This window comes from Rhizobium sp. 25PS6 (assembly GCF_032464655.1).
Classification (GTDB): Bacteria; Pseudomonadota; Alphaproteobacteria; order Rhizobiales; family Rhizobiaceae; genus Rhizobium; species Rhizobium laguerreae.
Genome location: NZ_JAWDIV010000027.1, coordinates 20,707 through 34,903 on the forward strand (window position 1 = coordinate 20,707; position 14,197 = coordinate 34,903).

11 protein-coding genes and 1 tRNA gene are annotated in these 14,197 nt (G+C 61.7%); 7 read left to right on the plus strand and 5 right to left on the minus strand.

The genetic code is table 11. From position 1 onward, the window contains the following. Window positions 1-72: 72 nt before the first annotated feature. The 3 genes from secA (at window position 73) to RWK44_RS30315 (ending at window position 5,659) form a co-directional block, all read left to right on the plus strand. Window positions 73-2,790 carry a preprotein translocase subunit SecA gene (gene secA / locus RWK44_RS30305; RefSeq protein WP_221947930.1) on the plus strand — a complete coding sequence of 906 codons (2,718 nt, stop codon included), beginning with the start codon at window positions 73-75 and terminating at the stop codon, window positions 2,788-2,790. A 181-nt stretch (window positions 2,791-2,971) separates the two neighbouring features. Beyond that, window positions 2,972-4,381, plus strand: coding sequence for an oligosaccharide flippase family protein (locus RWK44_RS30310; protein ID WP_222062735.1), 1,410 nt, complete (start codon window positions 2,972-2,974; stop codon window positions 4,379-4,381). Beyond that, on the plus strand, window positions 4,382-5,659 hold the full coding sequence (locus RWK44_RS30315) for a GNAT family N-acetyltransferase (RefSeq protein WP_131663297.1): 1,278 nt from the start codon (window positions 4,382-4,384) through the stop codon (window positions 5,657-5,659). Between the two features lie 26 nt (window positions 5,660-5,685). On the opposite strand, the gene RWK44_RS30320 is transcribed toward RWK44_RS30315, so the two are convergent. Next, window positions 5,686-7,317 (minus strand): AMP-binding protein, encoded by a 1,632-nt coding sequence (locus tag RWK44_RS30320; protein WP_221947933.1) that lies wholly within the window; start codon window positions 7,315-7,317, stop codon window positions 5,686-5,688. 216 nt (window positions 7,318-7,533) lie between these two features. Between RWK44_RS30320 and RWK44_RS30325 the strand changes: the two genes are divergently transcribed. Then, window positions 7,534-8,514 (plus strand): aldo/keto reductase, encoded by a 981-nt coding sequence (locus RWK44_RS30325; protein ID WP_316029871.1) that lies wholly within the window; start codon window positions 7,534-7,536, stop codon window positions 8,512-8,514. 90 nt (window positions 8,515-8,604) lie between these two features. Here the strand turns inward: RWK44_RS30325 and RWK44_RS30330 are convergent, their stop codons facing one another. Further along, window positions 8,605-9,183 (minus strand): TetR/AcrR family transcriptional regulator, encoded by a 579-nt coding sequence (locus RWK44_RS30330; RefSeq protein ID WP_011653696.1) that lies wholly within the window; start codon window positions 9,181-9,183, stop codon window positions 8,605-8,607. Window positions 9,184-9,311: 128 nt separating this feature from the next. On the opposite strand from RWK44_RS30330, the gene RWK44_RS30335 reads away from it, so the two are divergent. After that, entirely contained in the window at window positions 9,312-10,607 is a 1,296-nt protein-coding gene (locus tag RWK44_RS30335; RefSeq protein ID WP_062941157.1) for an MFS transporter, read from the plus strand. A gap of 124 nt (window positions 10,608-10,731) precedes the next feature. Next, window positions 10,732-10,816: transfer RNA gene (locus tag RWK44_RS30340), tRNA-Leu, on the plus strand. A 183-nt stretch (window positions 10,817-10,999) separates the two neighbouring features. On the opposite strand, the gene RWK44_RS30345 is transcribed toward RWK44_RS30340, so the two are convergent. Both RWK44_RS30345 and RWK44_RS30350 read right to left on the minus strand, forming a co-directional pair. After that, on the minus strand, window positions 11,000-11,287 hold the full coding sequence (locus RWK44_RS30345; RefSeq protein ID WP_003543268.1) for a hypothetical protein: 288 nt from the start codon (window positions 11,285-11,287) through the stop codon (window positions 11,000-11,002). A gap of 169 nt (window positions 11,288-11,456) precedes the next feature. Continuing rightward, a complete protein-coding gene (locus RWK44_RS30350) occupies window positions 11,457-11,741 on the minus strand; it encodes a hypothetical protein (protein WP_077977750.1) in 285 nt (94 codons plus the stop codon). Between the two features lie 214 nt (window positions 11,742-11,955). Here RWK44_RS30350 and RWK44_RS30355 point away from each other — a divergent pair, with 214 nt between their 5' ends. Then, window positions 11,956-13,704 carry a cation:proton antiporter domain-containing protein gene (locus tag RWK44_RS30355; RefSeq protein ID WP_316029872.1) on the plus strand — a complete coding sequence of 583 codons (1,749 nt, stop codon included), beginning with the start codon at window positions 11,956-11,958 and terminating at the stop codon, window positions 13,702-13,704. 51 nt (window positions 13,705-13,755) lie between these two features. Here RWK44_RS30355 and RWK44_RS30360 read toward each other — a convergent pair whose 3' ends face one another. After that, the gene (locus RWK44_RS30360) at window positions 13,756-14,085 is read right to left on the minus strand and encodes a hypothetical protein (RefSeq protein WP_077977751.1); all 330 of its coding nucleotides are present in this window, start codon (window positions 14,083-14,085) and stop codon (window positions 13,756-13,758) included. Between the last annotated feature and the right edge of the window lie 112 nt (window positions 14,086-14,197).

A 14,197-nucleotide genomic window follows, 5' to 3' on the forward strand; every position in this document is an offset into this window, starting at 1 on the left:
GCGCGCGCCTGATTTTCGGCTGGGCCGCGAACAAGAAACGCCGGGGATGAATATTGAGAAAGGGCCAGTCATATGGTCAGCTTTGGCGGTATAGCCCGCAAGTTATTTGGGTCTTCGAATGACCGCCGCGTGCGGTCCTACCAGCCGAACGTCACTGCCATCAACTCTATCGAAGAGAAGACGAAGGCGCTGACGGACGAGCAGCTCGCGGCCAAGACCGCAGAGTTTCGCGCCCTGCTCGCCGAGGGCAAGACGCTCGACGACATTCTGATCCCGGCCTTTGCCGTCGTGCGCGAAGCCTCGCGCCGCGTTCTCGGCCTGCGACCTTTTGACGTACAGCTGGTCGGCGGCATGATCCTGCATTCGAATGCGATCGCCGAGATGAAGACCGGCGAAGGCAAGACCCTCGTCGCCACCCTGCCGGTCTATCTGAACGCGCTTTCCGGCAAGGGCGTGCACGTCGTCACCGTCAACGATTACCTCGCCCAGCGCGATGCCGCCACCATGGGCCGCGTCTACGGCTTCCTCGGCATGACCACTGGGGTCATCGTCCACGGTCTCTCCGACGAGGAGCGCCACGCGGCCTATGCCTGCGACATCACCTACGCCACCAACAACGAACTCGGCTTCGATTATCTGCGCGATAACATGAAGTACGAGAAGAACCAGATGGTCCAGCGCGGCCACAACTTCGCAATCGTCGACGAAGTGGACTCGATCCTCGTCGACGAGGCGCGCACGCCGCTGATCATCTCCGGTCCGCTCGACGACCGCTCCGAACTCTATAATACGATCGACGCCTACATTCCGCTGTTGGAGCCCAGCGACTACGAGATCGACGAGAAGCAGCGCTCCGCCAACTTCTCCGAAGAGGGCACCGAGAAGCTGGAAAACCTGCTCCGCCAGGCCGGCCTCCTGAAGGGCAACGCGCTCTACGACATCGAGAACGTTGCGATCGTCCACCACGTCAACAACGCGCTGAAGGCCCACAAGCTCTTCCAGCGCGACAAGGACTATATCGTCCGCAACGACGAAGTCGTCATCATCGACGAGTTCACCGGCCGCATGATGCCGGGCCGCCGCTATTCGGAAGGCCAGCACCAGGCGCTCGAAGCCAAGGAAAAGGTGCAGATCCAGCCGGAAAACCAGACGCTGGCCTCCATCACCTTCCAGAACTACTTCCGCATGTACGATAAGCTCGCCGGCATGACCGGTACCGCGCAGACGGAAGCGGAAGAATTCGCCAATATCTACAATCTCGATGTCATCGAGGTCCCGACCAACCTGCCGATCAAGCGCCTCGACGAGGACGACGAGGTCTACCGGACCTTCGACGAGAAGTTCAAGGCAATCATCGAGGAGATCCTCGACGCCCATAAGCGCGGTCAGCCGGTGCTGGTCGGCACCACCTCGATCGAGAAATCGGAACTGCTCGCCGAGCGCCTGCGCAAGCAGGGCTTCGACGACTTCAAGGTGCTGAACGCCCGCTACCACGAGCAGGAAGCCTATATCGTCGCCCAGGCCGGCGTGCCGGGTGCCATCACCATCGCCACCAATATGGCCGGCCGCGGCACCGACATCCAGCTCGGCGGCAATCTCGACATGCGCATCGAGCGCGAACTCGGCGAAGTCGAAGCCGGTCCGGAGCGTGATGCCCGGATCCGGGCGATCATCGAGGAGATCAAGGAACTCAAGCAGAAGGCGCTCGAAGCCGGCGGTCTCTACGTCATCGCCACCGAGCGCCATGAAAGCCGCCGCATCGACAACCAGCTGCGCGGCCGCTCCGGCCGTCAGGGCGACCCCGGCCGCTCGAAGTTCTACCTCTCGCTTCAGGACGACCTGATGCGTATCTTCGGCTCCGACCGCATGGACAGCATGCTGACCAAGCTCGGCCTCAAGGAGGGCGAGGCGATCGTCCATCCCTGGATCAACAAGGCCCTGGAGCGCGCCCAGAAGAAGGTCGAAGCCCGCAACTTCGACATCCGCAAGAACCTCCTGAAGTATGACGACGTTCTCAACGACCAACGCAAGGTGATCTTCGAGCAGCGCCTCGAACTGATGGAATCGACCAATATTTCCGAGACCGTTTCCGACATGCGCCGCGAGGTGATCGAGGACATGGTCGAAAAGCATATCCCAGAGCGCGCCTATGCCGAACAATGGGATGCCGCCGGCCTGAAGACCGGGGCTTTGAACATCCTCAATCTCGACTTGCCGGTCGAGGACTGGGTGAAGGAAGAAGGCATCGGCGAGGACGACATCCGCGAGCGCCTGACGGAAGCCGCCAATGCGGCCTTCACGGAAAAGGCCGAGCGTTTCGGCGACGACATCATGCATTATGTCGAACGCTCGATCGTCATGCAGACGCTCGATCATCTCTGGCGCGAGCATATCGTCAACCTCGACCATCTGCGCTCCGTCATCGGCTTCCGCGGCTATGCCCAGCGCGATCCGCTGCAGGAATACAAATCGGAGGCCTTCGAGCTCTTCACGGCGCTGCTCAACAATCTGCGCGAGGCCGTCACCGCCCAGCTGATGCGCGTCGAACTGGTGCAGCAGGCGCCTGCCGAGCCTGAACCACCGCTGATGCAGGCCCATCACCTGGATCCGACGACCGGCGAGGACGATTTCGCCCCGGCGATCTACCAGGCGTCGGAAGTCATCGTTTCTCCTGAAAACCGCAACCCGGATGACCCAGCGACCTGGGGCAAGGTCGGCCGCAACGAGACCTGCCCGTGCGGCTCCGGCAAGAAATACAAGCACTGCCACGGCGCCTTCGAGCAGGTCTGAGGCAAGCCCGCAAAGATCCGCGAAAATGCCGCCTCCGGGCGGCATTTTCTTTTCTGCGGCAATGCCGGAGAGCCGGAATTTCAGCGTCGGGCGGCAGACCCGATCCGGAACCGTTTCTTAACCCTGTTCTGTCAAGACTTCAGGGGCGATTTGCCTGACCTCAGAGTTTTGCGTGTTCATCATGGCGGTCATAGAAACAGCGGAGAAGATGCTGCCCGCGGGCCTGCGCCCGATCGGCGGCCGCACGCTGCGTTTGCTTGCTGCCGTGCTCACCGAACGCGGTGAGAGGGCGGCCGCCCAGCGCATGGCGCTGACGGCCTTTTCGATCCGTATCCTCAGCGCCGCCCTCGCCTTCGTCTCGCAGATCGTGCTCGCCCGGCTGATGGGAGAATATGAATACGGCATCTTCGTTTTCGTCTGGGTGCTGGTCGTCGTCTTCGGCGATCTCTCATGCCTCGGTTTCCACACCGCGATCGTCCGCTTCCTGCCGCAATACAGGGCAGCGGGCGCTTTCGAGGAAATCCGCGGCCTGACCGGCACGGCGCGCATCTTTGCGCTGCTGTCCGGCACGGCAGTGCTCGCAGCCGGCATGCTCGGGCTGCATTTCTTCGGCGGTATGATCCAGGTCTATTATCTCGTTCCGATCTTCATCGGCCTGCTCGCCATGCCGATGATCGCGCTCGGCGACATTCTGGAAGGCACGTCACGGGCAAACCATTGGCCGGTGATGGCGCTGGGCCCGGTCTATATCGTCCGCCCGATCCTCATCATCCTCTTCATGCTGATCGCGATTGCCATCGGCGCCGAGCACACGGCCGTCACCGCGATGCAGGCAGCGCTCGCCGCCACCTACGTCACTGCTCTCGGCCAATATGCCGCAACGCTCTACCGGCTTCGCCGGCATTATGACGACGGCCCGCGCAAGGTCGACTTCCTCGCCTGGTTCAGCGTCGCCTTTCCGATTTTCCTGATCGAGGGCGTGAGCTTCCTGCTGACCAATTCCGACGTCGTCGTCGTCGGCATCTTCCTCGAGCCGCACGATGTCGCCATCTACTTCGCCGCCGCCAAGACGATGGCGCTGGTGCATTTCATTAATTTCTCGGTCAAAGCAGCCTCCGGCCCGCGCTTTTCCTCGATCATCGCCGAAGGCGACCAAGACCAGTTGGCAGCAGCTGCCATCGACGCCGCGCGCTGGACCTTCTGGCCGGCGCTCGGGGTCGGCCTTGTCGTGCTTGCGGCCGGCCATCTGCTGCTGTCGCTCTTCGGCGGCGCTTTTACATCAGGTTATCTGGTCATGGCGATCCTGCTCGCCGGCATCCTCGCCAAATCGCTGGTCGGCCCGGCCGAAACGCTGCTGATGATGGCGGGCAAGCAGAACCTCTGCGTCGCGCTCTATGCTGGCGCACTGACGGCCAATGTCGGCCTCAACCTCGTTTTGATCCCGCATTACGGCATCGAAGGCACGGCGATCGCCACGGCCTCCGCCATGGCCGTTGAGGCAATCCTGCTGCATGTCGCCGTGCGCCGCACGCTCGGCATCGTTCTTTTCGCCTTCGCCTCCGCTGCAACGCCAGAAATGAGAGTTCGATAGATGGTGCGTGTTCCACCCGTTACCGAAAGCACCGACAGCGCCGCAAACCGCATGGTGCATGATCTCGCAGCGCTGCATTTCGAAGCGCCGCAGGCCGAGGCCCGCGCCGAGATCGGCCGGCCGGGGCGCGAGCTCTGCCTCTATCCGGGCAAGCTCGGCTATGAGCTTCAGGATGAGCTCGATTTCCTCTCCAACCGGGCGATGGAACCGAACGTCTTTTTCTCCGGCCGTTTCCTCGCCCCCGCCATGCCGCGGCTCGAAGACCGGCAGGTGAACTTCGCCCTGATCCGCGATCACAATGCCGGCCGCAGCCGCATGCGCTTCCTCTTGCCATTTTCGGTCGACAAGCCGGGCTTTGCCGTCGGCCCGTCAATCATCCGCGGCTGGTCGAACAGCTTTGGTCCGCTCGGCACGCCGCTCGTCGATGGCGAGGATGCCGCCGAAACCCTCGACAACCTCTTCGACGGGCTGACCGTGCGTGATCTCAATCTGCCCAGCATAATGGTCCTGCCGGATCTCAGGCTGAACGGGATCTTCGTGCGCATGGTCAAGGCCGTTGCGCTCAGCCGCAATCTTCCCGTCACCGTTACCAATCCATACCTGCGCCCGATGCTGCAGAGCGAGGAAGAGGCGCCGGTCTATCTCGGCAAAACCATCTCCTCCTCGCATATGCGCGAGATGCGCCGCCAGTGGCGCCTGCTGGAGGAAAAGGGAACCGCGGTCTATGCCGTCGCCCGCCAGCCGCGCGAAATCCATACCCGCTTCGAGGAATTCCTGGCGATGGAAGCCGGTGGCTGGAAGGGCAAGCGGCGAAGCGCTCTCGTCACCGATCGTTATCACACGGCATTCGCCCGCGAGGCGGTGTCGAACCTTGCCGCCGGCGATGCCGTGCGCATACACACGATCGACCTCAACGGCAAGGCGATCGCCGCCATCGTCGTGCTGATGATGGGCGGCGAGGCCTATACCTGGAAGACCGCCTACGACGAAAACTATGCCCGCTATTCGCCGGGCAAGCTGCTGATGAGCGAACTCACCGAATGGCATCTCGACGATGCCAATATCGTCCGCTCCGATTCCTGCGCCGTCTCGGATCATCCGATCATGAGCCGCTTCTGGCAGGAGCGCGAGGAGATGGGAACGCTGGTGATCGGCCTGACGCAGAACAGCGACCGCGACATGCGCCAGGTCACCGCCCAGCTTCACATGTACCGCAGCACCCGCAATATGGCGAAGATGCTGCGCGAAAAGATCATGTCGCTTGCCGGCCGGGGCTAAGCATTCCAGCAAAATGCGTAGCGGTTCTATCCTTCGCTGGCAGCCCTTTCGCGCAGCAGCCGGCGGATCACCTTGCCGGTGGTGGTCAGCGGCAATGCATCGATGAATTCCACTTCGCGCGGATATTCGTGCATCGAAAGCCGCGTCTTCACCCATTCCCTGATGTCGGCGGCCAGCGCCTCGCTTGGATGATGGCCTGGTGAAAGCACGATATAGGCCTTGACGATTTCGGTGCGCACGGCATCGGGTTTGCCGACGGCGGCGGCAAGCTGTACGGCGGGATGGCCGATCAGGCAGTCCTCGATCTCGGCGGGGCCGATGCGATATCCCGACGAGGTGATCACGTCGTCGTCGCGTCCGTCGAAGGTAATATAGCCCTCAGCGTCCTGCCGGCCGATATCGCCGGTGAGCAGCCAGCCTTTGACGAATTTTCGTTCCGTCGCTGCCATGTCGTCCCAGTAGCCGAGAAACATGACAGGATCGGGACTGGCGATGGCGATCTGGCCCGGTTCGCCGACGGGCAACTCGTCGCCCGTCTCGCTGACGATCGCAACGCGGTGCCCGGGCACCGCCCGTCCTATGGCGCCCGCCGTGGTGACGCCATAGGCAGCGCTCGACGCAAGCACGAAATTGCACTCCGTCTGGCCGTAGAATTCGTTGACGGTGATGCCGAGCGTATGGCGCGCCCATTCATAGGTCTCGCGGCCGAGCGCCTCCCCGGCCGAACCGATGGTGCGCAGCACCAGATCATATTTCGAGCGCGGATCGGACACGGACCGCATCAATCTCAGCGCCGTCGGCGGAATGAAGGCATTGCGCACCTTCATTTCGGCCATGATGCGATAAGCCATGCCGGCATCGAATTTCTGCGCCGGCGACGAAACGACGGGAACACCGAGCAGAAGGCTTGGCAGCAGCGCGTTGAGCAGCCCCCCGGCCCAGGCCCAGTCGGACGGCGTCCAGACCTTATCGCCCGGCCGCGGAAACCCCTCATGGGCGAACTGCATGCCCGGAATATGGCCGGGCAGGACGCGGTGGCCATGCAACGCGCCCTTGGGCGGCCCCGTCGTTCCCGACGTGAAGATCATCAGCGCCGGGTCGTCCGGACCAGTTTTGGCGATGTCGAAGACAGGGGGATGGCCATCCACCAGTTCGGCAAAAGCAGTCGCATCGGCACACGTCCCGTCGATGCTGACGATATGCTTCAACGCCGGCAGGCGTCCGCGGATCTGCCGGATGCGTTCGAGACCAAAGCCGTTGGTGACGACGGCCGCGGCACCTGCCGCCTTCAGCCGATATTCCAGCGCCTCGACGCCGAAGAGCAGCGCCAGTGGCAGCGCAATCGCGCCGGTCTTGTAAATCGCCACATGTGCGATCACCGTTTCGAAGGATTGCGGCAATAGCAGCGCGACGCGATCGCCGCGTTTGATATCTAGTGAGACGAGCGCATTTGCGAAGGCCGAGGAACGATCGGCGAGCGCGCGATAGGTCATCGCACGGTGATCGCCGTCGGGGCTGAAATGCTCAAGGCAGACGCGCTCCGGATCTCTCGCGGCCCAGTCGTCGCTGACGGCGCGGCCGATATTGAAATCCTCCGGAATCCGCCAGGAGAAATCGCGATAGAGATCGTCATAGCGATCGTGGGACGGCAGTTGCATGGTCGGATTCCGGTAAAATGCTGCATCAGCTAACATCTTGCGGCGCTGATGTGCAAGCTGCAGCCGGAATCGACAGCGATGAGCCTCAGAAGGCGATCACGGATCATTGTGCGCATGCAGCATAGATTCTTCATCTGCCGCCCTGCGACTTTGGCCATCTCGCGCTAAATCATAGAAAGCCGCCTGGGGTTATCAAATTCATCACGGAGCCGTTTCATGGAATACGCAAAATTTGGCAAGACCGGTCTCGAAGTGTCGAAAATCTGCTTGGGCTGCATGACCTTTGGCGATCCCGGCCGGGGCAATCATGCCTGGAGCCTCAGGGAAGAAGAAAGCCGGACGATGATCAAGCAGGCGATCGACCTCGGCATCAATTTTCTCGACACCGCCAACACCTACTCCAATGGTTCCTCGGAGGAGATCGTCGGCCGGGCCATAAAAGACTTCGCCAAACGCGAGGACATCGTGCTGGCGACCAAGGTGTTCAACCGCATGCGGCCGGGCCCGAACGGCGCCGGCCTGTCGCGCAAGGCGATCTTCGACGAGATCGACAACAGCCTGCGTCGCCTCGGCACCGACTACGTCGATCTCTACCAGATCCACCGCTTCGACTACACGACGCCGATCGAGGAAACGCTGGAAGCGCTGCACGACATCGTCAAATCGGGCAAGGCCCGTTATATCGGCGCCTCCTCCATGTATGCCTGGCAATTCGCCAAGGCGCTTTACGTCTCCAGACTGAACGGCTGGACCGAATTCGTCAGCATGCAGGATCACCTGAACCTGCTCTACCGTGAGGAGGAGCGCGAAATGCTGCCGCTCTGCGAGGATCAGAAGATCGCCGTCATCCCCTGGAGCCCGCTTGCCCGCGGCCGCCTGACTCGCGACTGGGACGAGACGACGGCCCGCAGCGAAACCGACGAATTCGGCAAGACGCTCTACACCCAGTCCATCGATGCCGACCGCAAGATCGTCGGGGCCGTGGCCGAAATCGCCAAGGCCAGCAACATCTCCCGCGCCCAGGTCGCAACCGCCTGGATCCTGCAGAAGAATGCGGTGACCGCCCCGATCATCGGCGCGTCCAAACCGAACCACCTCACGGACGCCGTTGCCTCGCTCTCGGTCAAGCTTACCGACGAGGAAATCGCTGCACTGGAGGCACCCTACATCCCGCATGCCATCGCCGGCTTCAAGTAGCCGCTGGCTTCTCGGTCCTCAGGCACATGCAAGATAGATCCCTCTCCACGTGGAGAGGGAGATCGAAACCAGCGCCATTCGCGACTGAGATTATGTCTGGCTTTCAGGATCGAGCTGCCGGCGCATCGTCACCAGAAACTGCTCGGCAAGCGCTCTGTCTTCGACAGCACGAGCAAGAATGACGGCACCCATCATCGATGAGAGTGTCGTCGTCGCATTGGCGCGGCGCTCCTCTTCCGTTTCCCCGGGAACGATATCGGCAAGCGTGTCGACCAGCACAGACAGCCCATCGCTGAAGACCGCGCGGACCGCGCCGCGGCTGCGGCTGACTTCCTGGATCAGCGTTGCAAAGACACAGCTGCCGCCCGGATCGTCAACCGTGCGCCAGTGGATATAATGATCGAGAAGCGCTGCCAGCGGCCGGTCCGGCGATTCGGCGATATGCTCCTTCCAGCGCGTCTCGACCTTGTCGATCAGCTTGCGGCTGACCTCAAGCGCCAAGTCGTCCTTCGAACCGAAATGACCGTAAAAGCCGCCATGCGTCAGCCCGGCCGCCTTCATGATGTCGGCAACGCCGACCCCGTCGAAACCGTTTTCGCGGAAAAGCACGCCGGCAACGCTCAGGATCTTTTCGCGGTTCTCGGCAAATTTTTCGCGGCTGACCCGCATTTGTCATCTCCAGAAATAGTCGCTTGACAAAATATATGACGTCCATCATCAATACGCAAGAAATATGATGACCATCATGTAAATCGGTCCTGTATTTCCCGAACCTGAATTCAACCGGAATCTTGCCCATGGTTTCCACCGTCCTCGCCTCCACCCTTGCCCGGCGCAACATCCACTACGGCTGGGTCGTCGTTGCCGCGACCTTCCTCACCATGCTGGTCACCGCCGGCGCCATGGGCGCACCCGGCGTGCTCATAAAGCCGCTGCAGGACGAGTTCGGCTGGGAGACCTCGCAGATTTCCTCGGCCCTTGCGATCCGCCTGATCCTGTTCGGTTTCATGGGTCCGTTCGCCGCTGCCTTCATGAATTATTTCGGCGTGCGCAAGGTCATCGTCTTCGCACTGGCGCTGATCGGCGCGGGCTTCGTCGGTTCGCTGTTCATGACGACGCTGTGGCAGTTGCTGCTGCTCTGGGGCATCGTCGTCGGCTTCGGCACCGGCCTGACGGCGATGGTGCTCGCCGCGACCGTCTCTTCCCGCTGGTTTACCAAGCACCGCGGCCTCGTCGTCGGCATGCTCTCGGCAAGCTCGGCCACAGGCCAGCTCGTCTTCCTGCCGCTGATGGCGGAGCTGACGGAACGCTACGGCTGGCGCTCGACGGTGTTTTTCGTCTGCGCCATGATCATGGTCGCAGCCCTTGCCGTGCTGGCTTTCATGCGCGACCGCCCGGCCGACCTCAACCTGCCCTCCTTCGGCGAAACGCAGGTAACGCCGCCGCCGGCAAGCACCTCGCTTGGCGTCGCGCTGATGACACCGATCACTGTCCTCAGAGAAATCTCGAAGACCTCGACCTTCTGGATCCTCTTTGCCACCTTTTTCATCTGCGGCCTCAGCACCAACGGCCTGATCCAGACCCATTTCGTCACCCTTTGCGGCGATTTCGGCATCGTGCCGGTGGCCGCCGCCAGCGTGCTGGCTGTCATGGGCATCTTCGATTTCTTCGGCACCATCGGTTCCGGCTGGCTGTCCGATCGCTTCGATAATCGCTGGCTGCTGTTCTGGTATTACGGCCTGCGCGGCCTGTCGCTGCTCTACCTGCCCTTCAGCGATTTCAGCTTTTACGGCCTCTCCATCTTTGCCGTCTTCTACGGCCTCGACTGGATCGCGACCGTGCCGCCGACCGTCAAGATCGCCGCCGACCGCTTCGGCCCTGAAAAGGTCGGCCTCGTTTTCGGCTGGGTCTTTGCCGGCCATCAGCTGGGAGCCGCGACTGCCGCCTATGGCGCCGGCCTCTCGCGCACGGAGCTTTCGAGCTACCTACCCGCCTTCTTCGTCGCCGGTGCCTTCTGCCTGCTGGCCTCGATTCTGGCGATCACGCTGAAGAAGTCCGGCCTGAGCAGCCCGGCCCCCGCCGCCGCCCATTGATATTAGACGGGATCCGGCCTCCAGCGAGGCCGGATCTCTCTACCGGATCAGTCCGATAACTTCGTTTGCCCGTCTTGCGCGTCCGGGCGCTCGCATGTTAGACAGCCGCCCGTTCATATCCGTTGCCCCATTGGCGGAATTGGTAGACGCGCTCGACTCAAAATCGAGTTTCGAAAGAAGTGCTGGTTCGACTCCGGCATGGGGCACCAGCCTACGCTCTGCGAGCAAGCCGAAGAGAGCAGCTAAGCGGAGGCTGTCGCGCCGTAGTTCCGTCAGGAATGAAGGCGGACCGGTTCTATAATGCTCCGGTTAGCTGCACCATCATCTCAAATGGCTAGCCTGGCTCAAAGAACCGATGGTCCTACGGAACGAATTTCGCATCTAAGCGAAGCTTACTTATTCTTCAGCAGCCACATCTTGCCGGCCATCGTGATGCCGTAGACGTCTTTTGATGCGTCGTCATCCAGGTGCCGCCTTTCGAGAAAACCCGGCTCCTTCAACTCGCCCAACGTCTTGGCAGTGACCGACTTTATTTTCTGAGGCCGCTCTTTCCACCGGTCAGTTTTGGCGTAAGTCACTGTCGCGTTCTCGTGCGTCCATTTATTGGCTGGCTGAGGATAAAGGTCTCCATCCCTGGCGAGTTTAAGTGCGGCGATCTGGGACGGCGTAAGCTCAATCATTCTAAAAAATCCTGTGCGGGCGGTGTTTGCGCTAGGAATGCGCTTTTACCAAAGGCGTGCTCATAACACCGACAGACGACTTTCACCACTGCATTGAGATATTCGTGCCACGAAAGGCGAAAACCCGGCTCGTCGGAACCGGGCTTCGCCCTTATCGCATATTTTTTCGTTAGTAGCAGCGCCGGACCGTCCTGGTGACCTCGCCTTCGTCGGTCTGTCGGGTGACGCTCCTGGTTTCGCAGCCATTATCGCGATAGCGGCGGTGCCCACGTTCGCGCACGGCACCGAAAGTGACGCCACGTTCGCTGATGGTGATGCCGGGTCTTACCCGCTCGTGGCGATAGCCATCGTCATAGGAACGCTCTCTGACATAAACGCTGTCGGCAAGAACAGGCGCTGCAAACGAGCAGGCGGCAAGGGCCGCCACAGTACAGTTCAAGATGATCTTCCGCATGCCGTTTCTCCTTTCTTGATGAAAAGGCAACGAGACAAGACGCAGGTGGTTCCAACATCGGTGACGGCCGGATGGTGCCTTGAACGACGTCTGCGCCTCACTAGCCAGGATTGAGAACAAAGGCCTCAAACTGTAGCCCATCCCCCAAATCAACTGTTTAATTTTGCTCGCGCTTCGTCCAAAGTGGCCGCCGCGATCACAAGAGAGGGCGGACGTGCATCAGGAAGTAGGACTTATCGCGACGGTCGCCGTCAGTTTCGTTTTCGCGGCGATCCTGGGCTATGGCGCCGACCGGCTTCGGCTGCCTCCACTCGTCGGCTACCTGATGGCGGGCATCCTGATGGGGCCGTTCACGCCGGGCTTCGTCGCCGATACCGCCCTTGCAGGCCAGCTCGCCGAAATGGGCGTCATCCTGCTGATGTTCGGCGTCGGCCTGCATTTTTCCGCCTCCGACCTGCTCGCCGTGCGCGGCATCGCCGTGCCTGGCGCGATCGGACGGATTATCCTCGCGACCCTCTTGGGCATCGGCCTTTGCAAACTCTGGGGCTGGAGCCTCGGCGCCGGCATCGTCCTCGGTCTCAGCCTGTCGGTGGCGAGCACTGTCGTGCTCTTGAAGGCGCTGGAGGAGCGCAATCTCGTCAACGCGGCAAGCGGACGCGTCGCCGTCGGCTGGCTGATCGTCGAGGATTTGGTGATGGTGCTGGCGCTGGTGCTGCTACCGGCCCTCGCAGAGCTTCTGGGCGGCAACGCCAGCACTACGACCAACCACGGCCTCGGCGACCTGCCGCTGGCGCTGACGATCGGCCTGACGCTGCTGAAGGTTGCGGCCTTCGCCGCCATGGCGATCTTCCTCGGCCCTCGCATCGTGCCCTGGCTGCTGACGATGATCGCCCGCACCGGCTCGCGCGAACTCTTTACGCTGACGGTGTTGGCGATCGCACTCGGCATCGCCTTCGGCTCGGCGGCAATCTTCGGCGTCTCCTTTGCACTCGGCGCTTTTTTCGCCGGCGTCGTCATGAGCGAATCCCAGCTCAGCCACAGGGCGGCGGCCGACTCGCTGCCGTTGCAGAATGCCTTCTCCGTGCTGTTCTTCGTCTCCGTCGGCATGCTCTTCGATCCCTCGATCCTGGTGCGCGAGCCGCTGGCCGTGATCGGCGCGCTGGCGCTCGTCGTCCTCGGCAAGGGCATCATCACCTTCTTCATCGTCATGCTGCTCAGATATCCGATCAGCATGGGACTGACATTAGCCGGCGGCCTTGCCCAGATCGGGGAGTTTTCCTTCATCCTCGCCGGCCTCGGCGTATCGCTCGGGCTTTTGCCGCATGAGGGTCAGGATTTGATCCTGGCTGCCGCGATCCTGTCGATCACACTCAACCCGATCGTGATCTTCGCAACCGACGGCCTGAAGAAAGTTATCCATTCGAGGTGGCCCTCCCTCTGGGAGAGCTACGGCAGAAGCAGGCAGAAGGCGCTCGGCAAAGAACTGGAAAAGATCAGGGCGCTCGGCGAAGAGCGCGAGCGCCAGCATCAACTGAAGATGCAGCAGCTGATCGAGACTTTCCCGCTGTTCTCCCAAGTCAACGAGGACGCGCAAGAGGAACTGCTGCTGCTCTTCAAGGCGAAATCGGCGCCGCCCGGCGAACGCGTCATCCGCCGCGGCGACCGCGGCGACAGCATGTATTTCATCTCTTCGGGTGCGGTGGAAGTGCGGCTCGCCAGCGGCGCGATCCGCCTGGAGCCGGGAGCTTTCTTCGGAGAAATGGCACTGCTGACCGGCGCACGGCGCACCGCCGACGTCATTGCCGTCGATTTCTGCCAGTTCGAGGTTCTCGAACGGCGCGACTTCAACATGTTCATGTCGCACCACCCACATCTGCGCGCCGCCGTTAGCGAAATGGCCCAGAAGCGGACGGAAATGAACGTCCTGCGGCAGCAATGGGAAAAGTCGATGGACCTGTCCTGAAAAGGAAGCCGCAGCTCCCGACGGAGCTGCAGCGTTTCGGCAAATAGTGGACTACTTGTCAGGGCAGGCTTCGCTGGTCGTCGTGCCGCTGTTGCCGCCTTGCGTCTGAAGCGACTCACCGCTCGGTTGGTCCGGGCAATTCGCCTTGTTCATCGGCATGTTCATCGAACTGGCGGAGCCATTGTTCGTCGTGCTGTTCGTTGCATTCGGATCCAGTGGTACCGTCGTGCCGCTGCCGCTGTTGCCGGTGCTGTCATATTCCGAGCTGCTCGGCGTATTGGCGCCGCTGTTGGTCGGAGCCTGCGGCGGGTTGGCCTGTGCGAAAGCCGACGTCGCCATGCCAAGGGCGAGCAGCGAGGCGGCAGCAAGTTTCATCCGCATGGGAATATCCTCCTCGGGATTTGTTGATCATGAGAAGGAAACCATGCAGTCAAGCCGTTGTTCCGACAGGCGTCGGGATTAAGTACCCGGACGCGCGGCGCCGTAAGCGTGA

What these genes read in the sequence shown, in the direction of transcription:
- secA (WP_221947930.1), top strand. Translation starts at nt 73, where the DNA reads ATGGTCAGCTTTGGCGGTATAGCCCGCAAGTTATTTGGGTCTTCGAAT.
- RWK44_RS30310 (WP_222062735.1), top strand. Translation starts at nt 2,972, where the DNA reads ATGGCGGTCATAGAAACAGCGGAGAAGATGCTGCCCGCGGGCCTGCGC.
- RWK44_RS30315 (WP_131663297.1), top strand. Translation starts at nt 4,382, where the DNA reads ATGGTGCGTGTTCCACCCGTTACCGAAAGCACCGACAGCGCCGCAAAC.
- RWK44_RS30320 (WP_221947933.1), bottom strand. Translation starts at nt 7,317, where the DNA reads ATGCAACTGCCGTCCCACGATCGCTATGACGATCTCTATCGCGATTTC.
- RWK44_RS30325 (WP_316029871.1), top strand. Translation starts at nt 7,534, where the DNA reads ATGGAATACGCAAAATTTGGCAAGACCGGTCTCGAAGTGTCGAAAATC.
- RWK44_RS30330 (WP_011653696.1), bottom strand. Translation starts at nt 9,183, where the DNA reads ATGCGGGTCAGCCGCGAAAAATTTGCCGAGAACCGCGAAAAGATCCTG.
- RWK44_RS30335 (WP_062941157.1), top strand. Translation starts at nt 9,312, where the DNA reads ATGGTTTCCACCGTCCTCGCCTCCACCCTTGCCCGGCGCAACATCCAC.
- RWK44_RS30345 (WP_003543268.1), bottom strand. Translation starts at nt 11,287, where the DNA reads ATGATTGAGCTTACGCCGTCCCAGATCGCCGCACTTAAACTCGCCAGG.
- RWK44_RS30350 (WP_077977750.1), bottom strand. Translation starts at nt 11,741, where the DNA reads ATGCGGAAGATCATCTTGAACTGTACTGTGGCGGCCCTTGCCGCCTGC.
- RWK44_RS30360 (WP_077977751.1), bottom strand. Translation starts at nt 14,085, where the DNA reads ATGCGGATGAAACTTGCTGCCGCCTCGCTGCTCGCCCTTGGCATGGCG.